This is a genomic window from Actinomadura sp. NAK00032 (assembly GCF_013364275.1).
Taxonomy (GTDB): Bacteria; Actinomycetota; Actinomycetes; order Streptosporangiales; family Streptosporangiaceae; genus Spirillospora.
The window spans coordinates 6,333,384-6,352,950 of the sequence record NZ_CP054932.1; the positions used below are offsets into that span (position 1 = coordinate 6,333,384).

A 19,567-nucleotide genomic window follows, 5' to 3' on the forward strand; every position below is an offset into this window, starting at 1 on the left:
GCCGCGCCGCACTCTCGACAGAGTCGAACCGGCCGCCCCGCGGATGCTCCTCGATGACTCATTCCAGTGCCGGAACCAGCTCGATTCGGATCCTGTCATCAATGGAATAGGCCAACTGCAATGGACCATGGAATCGCCATTATCGGCCTGGCCTGCCGCCTTCCGCGGGCCGCGGACCCGGACGCTTTCTGGCGGCTCCTCCGGGCGGGCGGCAGCGCCGTCGGACGGGTCCCCTCCGACCGGTGGGGCACGGAGCCGGCCCCCGCCGGGCCGTCCGCGGCGAGCCCCCTTCCCGGCACCGGACACGGGGCCTTCCTCGACCGCGTCGACCTCTTCGACGCCGAGTTCTTCGGGATCTCCCCGCGCGAGGCCGCCGCGATGGATCCGCAGCAGCGGCTCATGCTCGAACTGTCGTGGGAGGCGCTGGAGGACTCCGGCACCGTCCCCGGCGCGGTGGCCGGGCACCGGGTCGGCGTGTTCGCGGGAGCGATCTGGGACGACTACGCGCGGCTCGTCCACCGCCGGGGGACCGCCGCGATCACGCGGCACAGCATGACGGGCCTGCACCGCGGCATGGTCGCGAACAGGGTGTCGCACGCGCTCGGGCTGACCGGCCCCAGCCTCACCGTCGACACCGGCCAGTCGTCCTCGCTCGTCGCCGTCCACCTCGCCTGCGAGAGCCTGGCCAAGGGGGAGTCGGAGCTCGCGCTGGCGGGCGGGGTGAACCTCATCCTGGACCCGGCCGGCTCCGTGAGCGCCTTCAGGTTCGGCGGCCTGTCCCCGGACGGCCGCTGCTTCGTCTTCGACTCCCGCGCCAACGGCTTCGTCCGCGGCGAGGGCGGCGGGGCCGTGCTGCTCAAGCCCCTGGACCGCGCCATCGCCGACGGCGACCCCGTCCACGGCGTCATCCGCGGGACCGCCGTCAACAACGACGGCGCCACCGACGGCCTCACCGTGCCGAGCGCGGCGGCGCAGGCCGCCGTCATCGAGGAGGCGCGCCTGCGGGCCGGCGTCGGACGGTCGGAGGTCCAGTACGTCGAGCTGCACGGCACGGGCACGAGGGTCGGGGATCCCATCGAGGCGGCGGCGCTGGGAGCGGCGCTGGGCAACGCCCCGGGGGAGGACGAGGCCGCGCCGGAGCGGGCGGCGGAGCGGGCGGCGGAGCGGGCGGCGGAGCGGGCGGCGGTTCGCGGCGCCCCGCTGCGCGTGGGCTCGGTCAAGACCAACATCGGGCACCTCGAAGGCGCCGCGGGCATCGCCGGCCTCCTCAAGGTCGTCCTCGCGCTCAAGCACCGGACCCTGCCCGCCAGCCTCAACTTCGAATCGCCCCATCCGCGCGTCCCGCTCGACCGGCTCGGCCTGCGCGTGCAGACCTCGCCCGGCCCCTGGCCGGACCGGGAGCGGCCCCTCGTCGCGGGGGTCAGCTCCTTCGGAATGGGCGGAACCAACTGCCACGTCATCGTGGCGCAGGCGCCCGCGGACGCGCAGGCGCCGGCGGACACGCCGGCGCCCGCGGCCGGTGCGCAGGCCGGAGACCGGCCGGCGCCGGCCCTGCTCGCCCTGCCGATCTCCGGGCACGGCCGGGCCGCGCTGCGGGCCCAGAGCGCGCGGCTGGCGGAGCGCCTGCGGGAGTCCCCCGAACTGGACCCGGTGGACGTGGGCCTCGCCCTCGCGGGGACGCGCACCCTGTTCGAGCACCGGGCCGTCGTCACCGGCGCCGACCGCGCCGAGCTCCTCGACGGCCTCGACTCCCTGGCCAGGGGGCGGGGACGGCCCAACGTCGTGTCCGGCCTGGCCGGCACCGCCGGGCGCACCGCCTTCCTGTTCAGCGGCCAGGGCAGCCAGCGGCCCGGAATGGGCGCCGGACTGTACGCGGCGTTCCCGGTGTTCGCCGACGCGCTGGACGAGGTCCTCGACCACCTCGACCCGCGGTTCGACCGTCCGCTGCGTCCGGTGATGTTCTCCTCCCAGGACGACGACGAGGCGGCACTGCTCGACCAGACCGCGTACACGCAGGCGACGCTGTTCGCGCTCGAAGTGGCGCTCCACCGGTTGCTCGCGTCGTGCGGCGCCGTTCCCGACCTCCTCATCGGCCACTCCATCGGCGCCATCGCCGCCGCGCACACGGCCGGCGTGCTGTCGCTCGCCGACGCCTGCACCATGGTCGCCGCCCGCGGCCAGGCTATGCAGGCCCTCCCCGCGACGGGAGCGATGGCCTCGCTCGACGCCACCGAGGACGAGGCGCGCGCGCTGGCGGAAGAGTATGGCGGTCGTTTCGGAGTCGCCGCCGTGAACAGCCCCCACGCCGCCGCGATCTCCGGGGACCGGTCCGCCGTCCTCGACGCGGTCGGGGCGTGGAAGGGCAGCGGGCGCAAGGCGAAGGTGCTGCGGGTCAGCCACGCCTTCCACTCCGCGCACATGGATCCCATGCTGGAGGAGTTCGGCCGGGTCCTGCGCCGCCTGACGTTCCGGCCGCCGCGGACGCCCATCGTCTCCGACCTCACCGGTCGGCTCGCCACCACCGAGCAGCTCACCGACCCCGCCTACTGGATGGACCACGCCCGCCACACGGTGCGGTTCATGGACGGCGTCCGATGCCTGCGGCGGCAGGGGGCCACGGACTTCCTCGAGATCGGCCCGGACGCCGTGCTCAGCGGCCTCGCCGCGACGAGCCTCGCCGGTAGCGGGAACCCGACCGGGAAGACGCGGGTGGCGACGATCCCGGCCCTGCGCCGCAACCGACCCGAAGTCCGCACCTTCGTGACCGCCCTGTGTGGGCTGCACGTGCACGGCGACCCGGTGCGCTGGGAGTCCGTCCAAGGCACCGGCCGGGGGGCCGAGGACCTGCGCGCCCTGAAGGGGCTGCGGCTCCCGACCTATCCCTTCCAGCGGAAACGCCACTGGATCGACGCTCCGGCTCCGGCTCACGCTCCGGCTTCGGCTCCGGTTCCTGTTCCGGCGGAGCAGGTCCAGGACGATGACGGCGTCGCCGGGGCGCTCGGTGAGGAGCAGGATGGTGCGCCTTCCCCCTCGACCGATCCGGTGGCGCGGTTCGCCGGGCTGAGCGACGCCGAACGGGACCGCGCGCTCTTCGAGACCGTCCGGCTGGACACCGCACTCGTCCTCGGACATGCCGCGCCTGACGCGATCGACCCGGCCCGCACGTTCAAGCAGCTCGGTTTCGACTCCATGGCGGCCGTCGAGCTCCGGGACCGGCTGACCGAGTCGACGGGCATGGCCCTCCCCACCACCCTCACCTTCGACCATCCGACTCCGGCCGACCTGTCGCGGCATCTGTCCGCGGTCGCCACCGGCCGGCCGGACGGCGAGGTCACCGGCGCTGCCCCGAGCGGTCACGCGGCCGATGAACCGGTGGCGATCGTGGCGATGGGGTGCCGCTACCCGGGCGGAGTGTCGTCGCCGGAGGACCTGTGGGAGCTGGTCGAGCAGGGCCGGGACGCCATCACCCCGTTCCCTGAGAACCGCGGCTGGGATCTGGATGCCCTTTTCGATCCCGATCCGGACGCGCCCGGGAAGTCGTATGCGCGCGAGGGCGGGTTCCTGCACGACGCCGACCAGTTCGACGCCGCGTTCTTCGGGATCTCGCCCCGGGAAGCCACCGCCATGGACCCGCAACAGCGGCTGCTGCTCGAAGTCGCCTGGGAGACCATCGAACGCGCCGGCATCAACCCCACCAGCCTTCGTACGAGCCGGACCGGAGTCTTCGCAGGCATGATGCCGCAGGGCTACGGGCCGCCCCAGCACGAGGCCTCGGAGGAGTTCGCGGGTTATGTGCTGACCGGGACCACCAATAGCGTGGCCTCCGGTCGCATCTCCTATGTGCTCGGACTCCAGGGCCCGGCGTTGACGGTCGACACCGCGTGCTCGTCATCCCTGGTCGCACTCCATCTGGCCGCCCACTCCCTGCGCACCGGTGAATGCGACCTGGCCTTGGCCGGTGGCGTCACCGTCATGTCCACACCCGGCATGTTCGTCGAGTTCAGCCGGCAGCGGGGGTTGGCGGCCGACGGTCGCTGCAAGCCCTTCTCCGCCGGCGCCGACGGCACCGCCTGGGGCGAGGGCGTCGGCATGCTGTTGGTGGAACGGTTGTCGGACGCTCGGCGCCACGGCCGTCACGTCCTTGCCGTGATCAAGGGTTCGGCGGTCAACCAGGACGGTGCCAGCAACGGCCTCACCGCACCTAACGGCCCCTCACAGGAACGCGTCATCCGGCAAGCTCTCGCCGGGGCCCGACTCGAACCCGGCGATGTGGACGCCGTCGAAGCCCACGGGACGGGCACCGCGCTGGGTGATCCGATCGAGGCCAACGCTCTGCTCGCCACCTACGGTCGGCGCCGCGACCAGCCGCTTCACCTGGGCTCCCTCAAGTCCAACATCGGGCACACGCAGGCTGCGGCAGGCGTCGCCGGGGTCATCAAGATGGTCCAGGCCATCAACCACGGTCTCCTTCCCCAGACCCTGCACGTCAACGAGCCCTCCCCCCACATCAACTGGGACTCGGGGTCCGTCGCACTGCTTACCGAGGCTCAGCCGTGGCCGAAGGTCGACCGGCCCCGCCGTGCCGCCGTCTCGTCCTTCGGAGTCAGCGGCACCAACGCCCACCTCATCCTCGAACAAGCCCCCGCGATCGAACCTTCAAGGACCGCAGCGACGGCCGCCGGCAGCACACCTGCACTCGCCTGGCCGCTCTCTGCGAAAACCCCCGAAGCCCTCCGCGCCCAAGCCCAACGGTTGCTCGACCACTTGGACCGTCACCCCGACCTCAGCCCGGTCGATGTCGGATTCACCCTGGCCACCGCACGTGCCGCCCTTCCCCACCGCGCCGTCATCACCGGAACAGCACTGGACGACTTCCGCGCCGGCCTGCACGCACTCGCCACCGGCCAGACAGCACCGGGACTGACGCTCACACCTCCCCCCACCCCAGGAAAGGTCGTCTTCGTCTTCCCCGGCCAGGGATCGCAATGGCCCGGCATGGCCACCGAACTCCTCCAAAGCTCACCGGTGTTCGCCGACCACATCCAGGCCTGCCACAACGCACTCGCACCCTTCACCGACTGGTCCCTACTCGACCTGCTCCACCAACGAGACAACGCACCCGACCTGAACCGGGTCGACGTCGTCCAACCGGCACTGTTCGCCGTCATGACCGCACTCGCCCGCCTCTGGCAATCCCACGGCATCCACCCCGACGCCGTCATCGGCCACTCCCAGGGAGAGATCGCAGCCGCCTACATCGCCGGAGCCCTCACCCTCCACGACGCCGCCAAAACCGTCGCGCTGCGCGCCAAAGCCCTCACCACACTCGCCGGCACCGGCGCCATGGCCCACATCCCCCAACCCGCCCACCAAGTCGAAAAGAACCTCCCCCAAGGCGTGACCATCGCGGTCATCAACAGCCCCCACAGCACCACCGTCAGCGGTGGGCCAGACGCCATCCACCAGTTGATCGACCACTACAAGAACCACGACATCGACGCGCGACCCATCCCCGTCGACTACGCCTCACACTCACCCCACGTCGACACCCTCAAAACCCAAATCCTCCACGACCTCACCGACATCACCCCCACCACCGCCACCACCCCCTTCCACTCAACCGTCACCAGCCAACAACTCGACACAAAAGCCCTGACCGCCGACTACTGGCACACCAACCTCCGCAACACCGTCCAATTCGAAACCACCCTCAACAACGTCCACGACGACCACACGACCTACATCGAAATCAGCCCCCACCCGATCCTCGTCCCCGCCATCCAACACACCCACCCCGACGCCCACGCCGTCGCAACCCTCCACCGCGACCACCCACCCCACACCCACTTCCTCAACAACACCGCACAACTCCACGCAACCGACTACGCGCCCCTCTACACACCACACAACCCCGAGACGACGCCCCTCCCCACCTATCCCTTTCAACGCCACACCCACTGGCTCCACACAAAACGCGGCACTAGTGCCGAGAGCCTCGGGCTCGGCTCCAGCGGGCATGAGCTTCTCAAGACCGAAACAGAACTCCCCGGCTCAGGAGCTCTCCTCTTCACTGGCCGCCTGTCGGCACAGGACCTTCCCTGGCTCGCCGACCACGCGGTGCACGACACCGTCCTGCTTCCGGGCGCCGCGTTCGTCGAACTCGCGCTCCATGCCGGGAAGCAGGCCGGCCTGCCGCACGTCGAGGAGCTAACGCTCGAAACTCCCCTGCTCCTGCCCGACCAGGGTGGCGTCGACCTCCAGGTGACCGTCGAACCCGCCGACGACGACGGCCGACGGGCCATCAGCGTCCACTCACGTCCGGTCGCCGCCGATGCCGCAGTTCCCTGGGCCCGGCACGCCACGGGCAGCCTCACTCCGCTCCCGGTCTCCTCTAGGGAGGAGGAGGGGGCGGGACAGTGGCCGCCGCCGAGCGCCTCCCCCATCGACCTCGCCGACTTCTACTCCCGGCTGGACGAGCAGGGGTACCAGTACGGTCCCGTGTTCCAGGGCGTCAAGCGCGCATGGCACGGCCCCGACGGCAGCTACGCCGAGGTGGCCCTTCCCGGCGCCACCGACACCACCGGGTACGGCATCCATCCGGCGCTCCTCGACGCCGCCCTGCACACGCTTCTCCCCGACGCGCAGGGCGAGGACGAGTCGATCCAGCTCCCGTTCGCCTGGCGGAACGTCTCGCTCCATGCCATCGGGGCGTCCGCCCTACGTGTCGAACTCGGCTCCCGGCAGAACAAGGCCGCGATCACGGCGCATGACCCCGACGGCAATGTGGTCATGACCGTGGGCACCGTGACACTTCGCCCCATTCCTTCGAAGCGCCTTACCTCGTGGAACACCACGAGCAGCCGCTTCCTCTTCCAGCAGGAATGGAGGACCACGCCCGTCCAGGCTTCACGGGGGCCGCTCCCGACGTACACGCTGGTCGGCGACGACTCCGAGCCGGCGGCCGCCGCCGAGGATCACCACCCCGACCTGTCCAGCCTGCTCCGGGCGATCGACGCCGGGGCTCCAGTACCGGCGTTCGTCCTCTGGCGCTGTCCGGTCCCATCGACGTCCGATGTCCCGGCCCACACGCGCACCCTCGTCGAGGACGTTCTGGACCTGTTGAAAACCTGGATCGAGGACGACCGGCTGCGTTCGTCGCGGCTGGTCGTCCTGAGTCGTCAGGCCATACCCGCCGACATCGACGACGTCATCGACGTGCCGTCTCTCGGAGCGGTGTGGGGGCTGGTGCGCACCGCCCAGACCGAGCACCCGGATCGTTTCGTGCTGGTCGACGTGGACGACGATCCCGCCAGCCTGACCGCGCTGCCCGCCGCTCTCGCCAGCGGCCTTCCTCAACTGGCACTGCGGCGCGGCGAACTCCGTGCTCCCCACATCGCACGGACGGCACCGTCGAGTGAGCAGCATGCTCCGGCGGCGTTCGACCCTGACGGGACCGTCCTGATCACGGGAGGCACCGGAACGCTGGGCGCGATCATCGCCCGTCACCTCGTCGCCGAGCACGGTGTTCGCCATCTCCTGCTCGCCAGCCGTTCCGGGCTCCACGCACCGGGCGCCGCCGAACTGCGTACCGAGCTCGCCGACAAGGGCGCCGACGTGGTCATCGCGGCCTGCGACATCACCCGGCGGGAGGCGCTGGCCCACCTTCTGGAAGCGGTTCCCACCGGGCATCCCCTCACCGCGGTCATCCACACGGCGGGGGTCCTCGACGACGGCACCCTCGCCTCGTTGAGCGGCGACCAGGTCGGCAGGGTCCTGGCGCCCAAGGCCGATGCCGCCCGGCACCTGCACGACCTGACCAAGGACGAGAATCTCAAGACCTTCATCCTGTTCTCGTCGGTCGTCGGCGTCCTCGGCTCTGCTGGCCAGGGCAACTACGCCGCCGCCAACGCCTTCCTCGACGCCCTCGCACACCACCGGCGCGCCCTGGGCCTTCCCGCCACCAGCCTCGCGTGGGGACTCTGGGATCAGGCGAGTGGAATGACCCGCCATCTCAGGGACGGCGACCACACGCGGCTCACCCGCGCGGGGCTCAGCCCGCTGACCACCCGGCAGGCCCTCCAGCTCTTCGACACCGCCCTCGCCCACCCCGGCGCCTCGCTCATTCCCGCCAAGCTGGACATCAAGGCGCTCCGTGAGCAGCGTCCGGAAACCTCCGGCACCGTCCCCGCCCGTCCCTCTTCGGCGGAGGAATTCACGGCATTGGTACGCGCCAGCGCCGCGTCCGTTCTCGGCTATCCGAATTCCGAAGCCGTCGAAGCGGGGAGCACTTTCAAGGAACTCGGGTTCGATTCCCTTACCGCGATCCAGATCCGCAACCGACTCGCTGACGTGACGGGACTGCGCCTGCCCGCCACGCTGATCTTCGACCACCCCACCCCGGCGGCCCTCAGTGCTCACCTGCATCGGCTGGTGGCAGGAGAGCCGGCAGAGGCTCCGGCAGAGAGCCGCCGGGAGTCGGCCGATGAGCCGATCGCGATCGTGGCGATGGGATGCCGCTACCCCGGCGGAGTGTCGTCGCCCGAGGGGTTGTGGGAGCTGGTCGAGCAGGGCCGGGACGCCATCACCCCGTTCCCGGAGAACCGCGACTGGGATCTGGACGCCCTCTTCGACCCCGACCCGGACGCGCCCGGCAAGTCGTATGCGCGCGAGGGCGGGTTCCTGCACGACGCCGACCAGTTCGACGCCGCCTTCTTCGGGATCTCACCCCGCGAAGCCACCGCCATGGACCCGCAACAGCGACTCCTCCTCGAAGTCGCCTGGGAAACCATCGAACGCGCCGGCATCGACCCCACCACCCTCAAAGACACCTCCACCGGCGTCTACACCGGCGTCATGTACAACGACTACGCCAGCCGTCTCCGCCAGGCTCCGCACGATCTCGAAGGGCATCTCGGCAACGGCAGCGCGGGCAGCGTCGCGTCGGGCCGTGTCTCCTTCATCCTGGGTCTGCAGGGGCCTGCGGTGAGCGTCGACACCGCCTGCTCATCCTCGCTCGTCGCACTTCACCTTGCCGTGCAGGCCATCCGCACCGGTGAATGCGATCTGGCCTTGGCCGGCGGTGTCACCGTCATGTCCTCCCCCAGCATGTTCGTTGAGTTCAGCAGGCAACGCGGCCTCGCCTTCGATGGCCGATGTAAGCCTTTCTCCGCAGCGGCGGACGGCTTCGCGGGCGCCGAAGGCGTCGGCCTTGTGCTGCTGGAACGGCTGTCGGACGCTCGGCGCCACGGCCGTCACGTCTTGGCCGTGATCAAGGGTTCGGCGGTCAATCAGGACGGTGCCAGCAACGGCCTCACCGCGCCCAACGGCCCCTCACAGGAACGCGTCATCCGGCAAGCCCTCGCCGGGGCCCGACTCGAACCCGGCGACGTGGACGCCGTCGAAGCCCACGGGACGGGAACCGCGCTGGGCGACCCGATCGAGGCCAACGCGCTGTTCGCGACCTACGGGACCCGACACACACAGGACCAGCCGCTCTACCTGGGCTCGATCAAATCGAACATCGGGCACACGCAGGCTGCGGCAGGTGTCGCCGGGGTCATCAAGATGGTGCAGGCCATCAACCACGGTCTCCTTCCGCAGACCCTGCACGTCGACGAGCCCTCCCCCCACGTCGGCTGGGATCCGGGAACCGTCTCCCTGCTCACCGAGGCTCAGCCCTGGCCGGAAGTCGACCGGCCCCGGCGAGCCGCCGTCTCGTCCTTCGGCATCAGCGGAACCAACGCCCACCTCATCCTCGAACAAGCCCCCGCGATCGAGCCTTCAAGGACCGCAGCGACGGCCGCCGGCAACACACCCGCGCTCGCCTGGCCGCTGTCAGCCAAGACCCCCGAAGCGCTCCGCGCACAAGCCCAACGGTTGCTCGACCACCTGGACCGTCACACCGACCTCAACCCCGTCGATGTCGGATACACCCTGGCCACCGCCCGCGCCGCCCTCACCCACCGCGCCGTCATCACCGGAACACGACTGGACGACCTCCGTAACGGCCTGCACGCACTCGCCACCGGCCAGACCGCACCAGGACTAACGCTCACACCGCCAGCCTCCGGCGACAACAAGATCGTCTTCGTCTTCCCCGGTCAGGGATCGCAGTGGCCCGGCATGGCCACCGAACTCCTCCAGACCTCACCGGTGTTCGCCGACCACATCCAGGCCTGCCACGACGCACTCGCCCCCTTCACCGACTGGTCCCTACTCGACCTGCTCCACCAACGAGACAACGCACCCGACCTGAACCGGGTCGACGTCGTCCAACCGGCACTGTTCGCCGTGATGACCGCACTCGCCCGCCTCTGGCAATCCCACGGCATCCACCCCGACGCCGTCATCGGCCACTCCCAAGGCGAAATCGCAGCCGCCCACATCGCCGGAGCCCTCACCCTCCACGACGCCGCCAAAACCGTCGCCCTGCGCGCCAAAGCCCTCACCACACTCGCCGGCACCGGCGCCATGGCCCACATCCCCCAACCCGCCCACGAGGTTGAGCAGAACCTCCCCGACCACGCCTACATCGCCTCGATCAACAGCCCGCACAGCACCACCGTCAGCGGTGCGGCGGACGCCATCCAGCAGTTGATCGACCACTACAAGAACCACGACATCGACGCGCGACCCATCCCCGTCGACTACGCCTCACACTCACCCCACGTCGACACCCTCAAAACCCAGATCCTCCACGACCTCACCGACATCACCCCCACCACCGCCACCACCCCCTTCCACTCAACCGTCACAGGCCAACAACACGACACCACCCACCTCACCGCCGAGTACTGGCACACCAACCTCCGCAACACCGTCCAATTCCACGCCGCCCTCAACAACATCCACGACAACCACACCACCTACATCGAAATCAGCCCGCATCCGATCCTCACCCCCGCCATCCAACACACCCACCCCGACGCCCACGCCATCCCAACCCTCCACCGCGACCACCCACCCCACACCCACTACCTCAACAACACCGCACAACTCCACACCACCAACTACACACCCCTCTACACGCCACACGACCCCAAGACCGCGCCGCTCCCCACCTATCCCTTCCAGCACCGGACCCACTGGCTTCATGCACCACGGTCAAAGGGCGACCCTTCGGTGATCGGTCAGGAAGGTGCGGATCACGCACTCCTAGGCGCCATCGTCCAGATGCCGAGCACGGGGACTACGCTTTTCACGAGCCAGATTTCTCTCAGCACCCACTCGTGGCTGGCCGATCACGCGGTCCACGGACACGTCCTGCTCCCCGGTACCGCGCTCATCGATCTCGCGTTTCATGCCGGCGGCCACACCGGTGCTCCCGACATCGAGGAACTCACCCTCGAGGCCCCGCTGCATCTGCCCGAGCAGGGCGCCGTTGACCTTCAGATCACTGTCGAACCTCCCGGCGGCAGCGGGCGACGCGCGCTCGCCATCCACTCGCGCCCGGCCGGCGATCCGGATACGACCACGTGGACACGCCACGCAACCGGAACGCTGACGCCGCATCTCGCCGGCAAGGTCCCCCAGAACGTGCCGTGGCCGCCACCAGGCGCTTCTCGGATCAGCGCGTCCGACATGTATGAACGGCTGAACGAACGCGGCTACCGGTACGGGCCCGCCTTCCAAGGCGTCACCCACGCCTGGCAAAACGGCAATGACCACTACGCCGAGATCGTCCTTCCCGACGGGGTCGAGACCACCGGATACGGCATTCATCCCGCCCTCCTGGACGCCGCGCTTCACCAGATCGCCTTCGCCGCGCTTCCGGCGGACGGCGGCGGCGGCCAGGGCGAGACGTACATGCCGTTCTCCTTCGGCGGCGTTTCCCTCGATGCCACTGGCGCGACGAGGCTTCGCGTCCACATCCACGACTTGGGCGAACACCGGGTCGCCGTCACCGCCTTCGACTCGGCGGGCCGGCCCGTGGTCACCATCGAGTCCTTGACTCTGCGCCCGTCGAAGCCGTTCTCCCCCATCAGCGTCAGCGGCACGAAGCACTTGTTCGAGCTGCAATGGACGTCGGCTTCCTCGCAAGACGCGGCCTTCCTGGGAGCGTCGGCAGCGCCGTCGTCATGGGTGGTGATCGGTGAAGGTCGGCCCGGCCTGAATGCGCGGAGCGTGGCCGACCTCGCCGCCCTGCGCCGCGAGGTCGCCGATGGCAAGGAGGACGCGCCTCATACCGTCCTGTTCGCGCCGGCCTCCCGTCGTGCCGACACCGACACCGACATCGCGGCGGCCGCCCACGAGACGTCCCTCCAAGTGCTGCGCCTCCTTCAGGACTGGCTGGCCGACGAACTCTTCTCCACCGGCCGGCTGGTCGTGGTGACGCGAGGTGCCGTCGCGGCGCTGCCGGACGAGGAGATCACCGATCTCACTCAGGCCGCGATCTGGGGACTCGTGCGCACCGCACAGACCGAACACCCCGACCGCGTCACTCTCATCGACCTCGATCAGGACATCTCCTCCGCGTCCTTGGCGAACTCCCTCGCCACGGGGGAGCCTCAGCTGGCCGTCCGCAGGGGACGCACGCTCGTTCCCCGGATGGCGAGGTCGACGGCCCAGACGTCCTCCGACGACGAACCGGAGCTGCTCGATCCGCGCGGGACGGTACTGATCACCGGGGGTACGGGTGGCCTGGGGGCGCGCATCGCGCGTCACCTCGTCACCGGGTACGGCGCCCGTCACCTGCTGCTCGTCAGCCGCTCGGGAGCCAACGCGGCGGGTGCCGCCCAGCTCGAATCCGAGCTCACGGAGCTCGGCGCGCAGGTCGTCATCCGCGCCTGCGACACCGCCGATGCCGATGATCTTGCGAGCACCCTGGCCTCCGTACCGGACGAGCGCCCCCTCACCGCGATCGTCCACTCCGCGGGCACGCTGGACATCGCGCCCCTTGCCTCCCTCAGGCCCGATCAACTGTCGGCGGTCCTGCGTCCCAAGGTCGACGCCGCATGGAACCTGGACCGTCTCACCGAGGGCATGGCTCTGAAGAGCTTCATCCTGTTCTCTTCACTCGCCGGCTCCATCGGCATCGCGGGTCAGGCGAACTACGCCGCGGGCAATGCCTTCCTCGACGCGCTCGCTCACCACCGCCGCTCCCGTGGGCGGCCCGCCACCAGCCTCGCCTGGGGGCTTTGGGAAGAGGACAGCGACCTGCGCAGGCAGATCAACGACTCCGCTGTGGAACGGATGACCCGGCTGGGCTTCATCCCCTTGTCCGCCGCCCAGTCCCTGGCCCTGTTCGACGCCGCTCTGAGGACCCGCCGCGCCGTCGTCGTCCCGGCGCACATCGACAGCGCGGCGCTGAGCCCGCAGGTCGATGCAGGCACCCTGCCCGCCGTCCTGCGCGGCCTGGCCAGACCGTCACCACGTCGCGCTTCAGCCGACGGCAGTTCGTCCACGCGTTCTTCCGATTCCTCCCACGGCCTGGCGGAGCGTCTGCTCCAGCAGAACGAGACAGAGAGACAGGAAACCCTGCTGAGCCTGGTCCGCAGCACCACTGCCGCCGTGCTGAATCACGCCGACTCCGACGCGATCGGAACCGACCAGGCGTTCAAGGACCTCGGAATCGATTCGCTGACCGCGGTCCAGTTGCGCAACCGGCTCAGTTCGGCCACCGGGCTCAGTCTGCCCGCGACGCTGGTGTTCGACCATCCGAATCCGGGCGCGCTCACCGACTACCTGCGAATCCGGCTCGTCCCTGCCGACGACGGAGGATCCGACCGGACGCTCACCGAGGCGGTCGACAAGCTCGAGTCCGCATTGGACCTGCTCGATCTCGATGACGAGCAATGGACCGGCGTCACCATCCGTCTCGAGAACCTGCTCCGAAGGCGCGGTCGCGCACACCCGCCGACCAACGGTGATGCGCCGGGAGAACTCGCGTCCGCCACGGACGAGGAGCTCTTCGAAGCTCTGGACAACGAGCTCGAGAGCACCGATCTCGATTAAGGCGACTGATTTCGCGGATTCCGAGGGGTTGAGGCAATGCAGAGCGAAGAGAAGCTCAGGTCATACCTGAAGCGGGCGACCTCAGATCTGCGCCAGGCCCGGCAGCGCCTACGCGAGGTGGAGGAGCGCGCCCGGGAGCCGATCGCGATCGTGGCGATGGGGTGCCGCTACCCCGGCGGAGTGTCGTCGCCCGAGGGGTTGTGGGAGCTGGTCGAGCAAGGCCAGGACGCCATCACTCCGTTCCCCGAGAACCGCGGCTGGGATCTGGACGCCCTCTTCGACCCCGACCCGGACGCGCCCGGCAAGTCGTATGCGCGCGAGGGCGGATTCCTCCACGACGCCGACCAGTTCGACGCCGCCTTCTTCGGGATCTCACCCCGCGAAGCCACCGCCATGGACCCGCAACAGCGACTCCTCCTCGAAGTCGCCTGGGAAACCATCGAACGCGCCGGCATCGACCCCACCACCCTCAAAGACACCTCCACGGGCGTCTACACCGGCGCGATCTCCTACAGCTACAGCGTGCCACGACCTCAAGATCTCGGCGCATACGAGGGCTATCTACTGACGACGAACGGAAGCAGCGTCGCGTCGGGCAGGCTCTCTTACTCCCTGGGGCTTCAGGGTCCGGCGGTGACGGTCGACACCGCGTGCTCGTCGTCGCTGGTCGCCCTGCATCTGGCCGCGCAGGCGCTGCGCGGCGGCGAATGCGACCTCGCACTCGCCGGCGGCGTCACCGTCATGACGACGCCCGGCATGTTCATCGGTTTCAGCAGGCAACGCGGCCTGGCTCCAGATGGCCGCTGCAAGTCCTTCGCCGCTTCAGCCGACGGCACGGTCGGTGCCGAAGGCGTCGGTCTGGTGCTGCTGGAACGGTTGTCGGACGCTCAGCGCAACGGCCGCCACATCCTGGCCGTGATCCGCGGATCGGCGATCAACCAGGACGGCGCCTCCAACGGCCTCACCGCCCCCAACGGCCCCTCCCAGGAACGCGTCATCCGCCAAGCCCTGACCAATGCGCGGCTCACCACCAGCGACATCGACATCGTCGAAGCACACGGAACTGGCACGGCGCTCGGCGACCCGATCGAGGCCAACGCCCTCCTCGCCACCTACGGTCATGACCGCGACCAGCCGCTCTATCTCGGCTCTCTGAAATCGAATATCGGCCACGCACAGGCGGCGGCCGGAATCGGCGGCGTCATCAAAATGGTCGAGGCCATCAACCACGGCCGCCTCCCCAAGACCCTTCATATCGACGAGCCTTCCCCCCATATCAACTGGACTTCGGGCGCCGTCGAACTTCTTACTGAGGCGCGGCCGTGGCCGGAACTCGACCGTCCCCGACGAGCCGCCGTCTCCTCCTTCGGGATCAGCGGCACCAACGCCCACCTCATCCTCGAACAACCACCCGCAGCCGAACTCATCGAAGTATCCATCACCGAAACCGAACCACCACAACTCGACTGGCGCCTGTCAGCCAAAACCCCCGAAGCACTCCGCACCCAAGCACACCAACTCCTCGACCACCTCGACCGGCACCCCGAACTCACGGCCCTGGCCATCGCCCACCAACTGCAACACCGCACCAGCATCTTCCACCACCGCGCCGCCATCACCGGAACAACCATCGAGCACCTGCGCGCCGGACTGGAAGGTGTGGCGTCCGGGCAGCCCGCACCCGGACTCACCGTCACACCACCCGACCTGGACCCCAACGGGAAACTCGCATTCCTCTACACCGGCCAAGGCTCCCAATGGCCACAAATGAGCCACCACCTCTACAACACCAACCCCCACTTCGCCCACCACCTCGACCACACCATCACCCACCTCGACCCCCACCTCCCCCAACCACTCCACACCATCCTCTTCGCACCACCCCACACACCCCAAGCCCAACTCCTCAACACCACCCTCTACACACAACCCGCCATCTTCGCCATCCAAACCGCCCTCCACCACACCCTCACCCACCACAACATCACCCCCCACTACCTCGCCGGACACTCCATCGGAGAAATCACCGCCGCCCACCTCGCCGGCGTCCTGGACCTCACCGACACCGCCACCCTCATCACCACCCGCGCCCACCTCACCAACACCCACCCCACCACCGGCCCCCACAGCGGCACCATGTACGCCACCAACACAAACCACCACCACCTCACCCACCTCCTCAAAACCCACCTGAACATCGACCCCCACAACCACCCCACCATCAACATCGCCGCCATCAACTCACCCACCAACACCACCATCTCCGGCGACCACCACACCCTCCAACACATCACCCAACTCCTCCACCAACACGGCCACAAAACCACCCGACTCAACGTCTCCCACCCCTTCCACTCCCCCCTCCTCAAACCCCTCCTCCCCCAACTCCACCACACCACCCAACAACTCACCTACCACCCACCCCACACCCCCATCATCTCCACCCGAACCGGCCAACAAGCCACCACCCAACAACTCACCAACCCCACCTACTGGACCAACCACCTCACCCACACCACCCACTGGCAACAAACCATCGAACACCTCCAAAACCACCACACCACCACCTACCTCGAAATCGGACCACACCCCACCCTCACCCCACCCACCCACCAAACCCTCACCCAACCCAACACCCACACCATCACCACCCTCCACAAACACCACAACAACACCCACAACCTCCACCACACCCTCAACCAACTCCACACCCACCACCACACCACCCACCCACCCCACACCAACCCACCCACCACCAAAACACCCCCCACCAAAACACCCACACACAACACACCCACACACAACACACCCACACCACCCCTCCCCACCTACCCCTTCCAACACCACACCCACTGGCTCCACACAAACAACCACAACGGAGACCCAGCAGAAATCGGGCAGGCTGACGCCGAACATGCCCTACTCGGGGCGACCATTGAGGTATCCGGAAGTGGCGCGCTTATCCTCACCGGGCGAATTTCACTCCGCACGCACCCGTGGTTGGCAGAACATGCCGTTCACGGCGTCGTTCTCGTTCCCGGGACCGGGCTCGTCGATCTCGCCCTTCACGCCGGACTTCAGACCGAAACGCCTTGCGTCGAGGAGTTGACGCTCGAAAACCCGGTGATCGTCCCGGACGAGGGATCTGTTCACCTGCAGGTCGAAGTCAAGCCCGTCGAGGACGACGGGCGGCGGACGATCACCATTCACTCCCGGCCCGCCGACGCGAGGGAGAACCCGTCCTGGGTCCGTCACGCGGCCGGCACGCTCGCGGCGCCACCGGACATCACGACCTCCGCGGCCCAGGGCGACTGGCCGCCGCGCGGAGCGGCTCCCGTCGACCTCACCGGCTTCTACGACGCTCTGGCCGAGCGCGGCTACGACTACGGTCCCACCTTCCAGGGCCTCACCCGCGCCTGGCGACACGGCGACGACCTCTACGCCGAGATCACCCTCCCCGACGGCACCGACACCACCGGATACGGCCTCCACCCAGCACTCCTCGACGCCGCACTCCACCCCCTCGCTCTCACCGGCTCCACAGACGAGCAGATCAAGCTCCCCTTCACCTGGCAGAACGTCACCCTCCACACCACCGGCGCCACCACCCTCCGCGCACACCTCCACCCCACCGCCGACGACCAGGTCCACATCACCGCCACCGACACCGAAGGCCGGCCCGTGGCGGACGTCGGAACCCTGCTCCTGCGTCCCGTCCACCGCGAACAGCTCAACGCGGGGCAGCAGAGCCCGTCCTATCTGTTGGAGTGGAACGTTCAGGCGCGACCGGCCTCTCAAGCCGAGTCGGTGTGCGTCCTCATCGGCAGCCGCGACGCGCAGCCGCCCGTTGATCTGCCAGAGAGCGTACGCGCCGGCCGGCACGACGACGTTGCCGGTCTCGTGGCGGCCGTCGAGGCCGGGACACCTGTCCCCGCGTTCGCCGCGTGGGTCTGTCCCGATGACGCGGACCGGGCTCCCGCCGACGCGCGGAGGCTCGTTCATGAGGTTCTGGAGCTGGTCCAGGCATGGCTGGACGAGGACCGGCTGGACCCCTGCCGCCTGGTCGTGATCACCCGTGGTGCCGTCTCCGCAGGTGTGGACGACGCGGTGGAGAGCGTCGCCCAGGCCGCGGTGTGGGGGCTGATGCGCACGGCTCAGACCGAGCACCCCGACCGGTTCATCGTGCTCGATCTCGACCGGACCCGGGAGAGCCTCGCCGCGATCCCGGTGGCGCTCGGCAGCTGCCACGCCCAGCTCGCCGTCCGCGATGGGGAGCTGCTCGCCCCCGAGGCCACGAGGACGCGGCGGACCGGCGAGGGTCCCAGCCCGTCAGCGTTCGCTGAGGCGGGAACCGTCCTGGTCACCGGCGGCACCGGGAGCCTCGGCGCCATCGTCGCGCGGCACCTCGCCGGCCACCACGGCGTGCGGCACCTCCTGCTCGCCAGCCGCTCCGGGCCGCAAGCAGCGGGCGCAGGCGATCTCCAAGTCGAGCTCACCGGACTCGGCGCTCACGCCGAGGTCGTCTCCTGCGACGTCTCTGATCCGAGCGCGCTGGCAGACCTCCTGGCCTCGGTTCCAGCAGAGCGTCCGCTCACCGGTGTCGTGCACGCCGCCGGTGTGATCGACGACTCCGTGCTGACGGAACTCACCCCCGAGCGGATGGACACCGTCCTCGCCTCCAAGGCCGACGCGGCCTGGCACCTGCACGAGCTCACCAAGGACGAGGATCTCGCTCACTTCGTCCTTTTCTCTTCTCTCGCCGGGACCTTGGGGTCCCCCGGTCAGGCGAACTACGCAGCCGCCAACGCCTTCCTCGACGGGCTGGCGCATCACCGCCACGGCCAAGGGCTTCCGGCCACCAGCCTCGTATGGGGTCTCTGGCAGCAGCCCACTGGAATGACAGAGCGTTTCTCCAGCGCCGACCACGCTCGCGCCGCACGGCTGGGGGTCGACCCGATTCCCACGGAGCATGCACTCAGGCTCTTCGACACGGCACTCGCGCAGAACCTTCCCGCTGTGATCGCCGCCCGCTTGAATCCGCAGGCGCGAAATCCCCATCCGCTGCTGCGGGGTCTGCTGCCGACCGGGGGAAGGCGAGCCGCAACGCCGGCCGCGGCTCCGGCCGAGCTGTCACACGAGCAGCTCGTCCGGTTGGTCTGCAGCGTCACGGCGGTGGTTCTCGGCCACCCGGCCGGCGAGACGTTCAGCGCCGGCAGCTCGTTCAAGGAGCTCGGTCTGGACTCGCTGACGGCGGTCGAGCTCCGCAACCAGCTCGGCACGACCGTCGGCCTCCGGCTGCCGGCGACCCTCATCTTCGATCACCCGACGCCGGCGGCGCTCGCCGACCACCTTCACGAGCAGCTCTCGCCGGAACCGGCCGACGCCGGAACGGCCCTGCTCACCGAACTCGACCGGCTCCGCGAGATGACGTCGGAGGCCGTCGTCGATGACGCCCAGCACTTCGAGGTCGCCCTGCGGATCAAGGATCTGCTCAGAGCGTGGAACAGCCGCCTGAACGAACGCACGACGGACCAGCAGACCGGCGAACCGGACCTCGCGACGGACGAAGAGCTCTTCACGCTTCTGGAGAACGAGCTCCGCGGACCCAACTGAC

The 19,567-nt window shown here is 69.1% G+C and carries 2 protein-coding genes; both read left to right on the forward strand.

Annotated elements, in window-relative coordinates; genetic code table 11:
- Positions 1 to 120: 120 nt before the first annotated feature.
- Complete coding sequence (locus HUT06_RS29200; RefSeq protein WP_176198640.1) at positions 121 to 13,953, forward strand: type I polyketide synthase; 13,833 nt, start codon at positions 121 to 123, stop codon at positions 13,951 to 13,953.
- Positions 13,954 to 13,989: 36 nt separating this feature from the next.
- On the forward strand, positions 13,990 to 19,566 hold the full coding sequence (locus HUT06_RS29205; RefSeq protein WP_176198641.1) for a type I polyketide synthase: 5,577 nt from the start codon (positions 13,990 to 13,992) through the stop codon (positions 19,564 to 19,566).
- Position 19,567 lies beyond the last annotated feature (1 nt).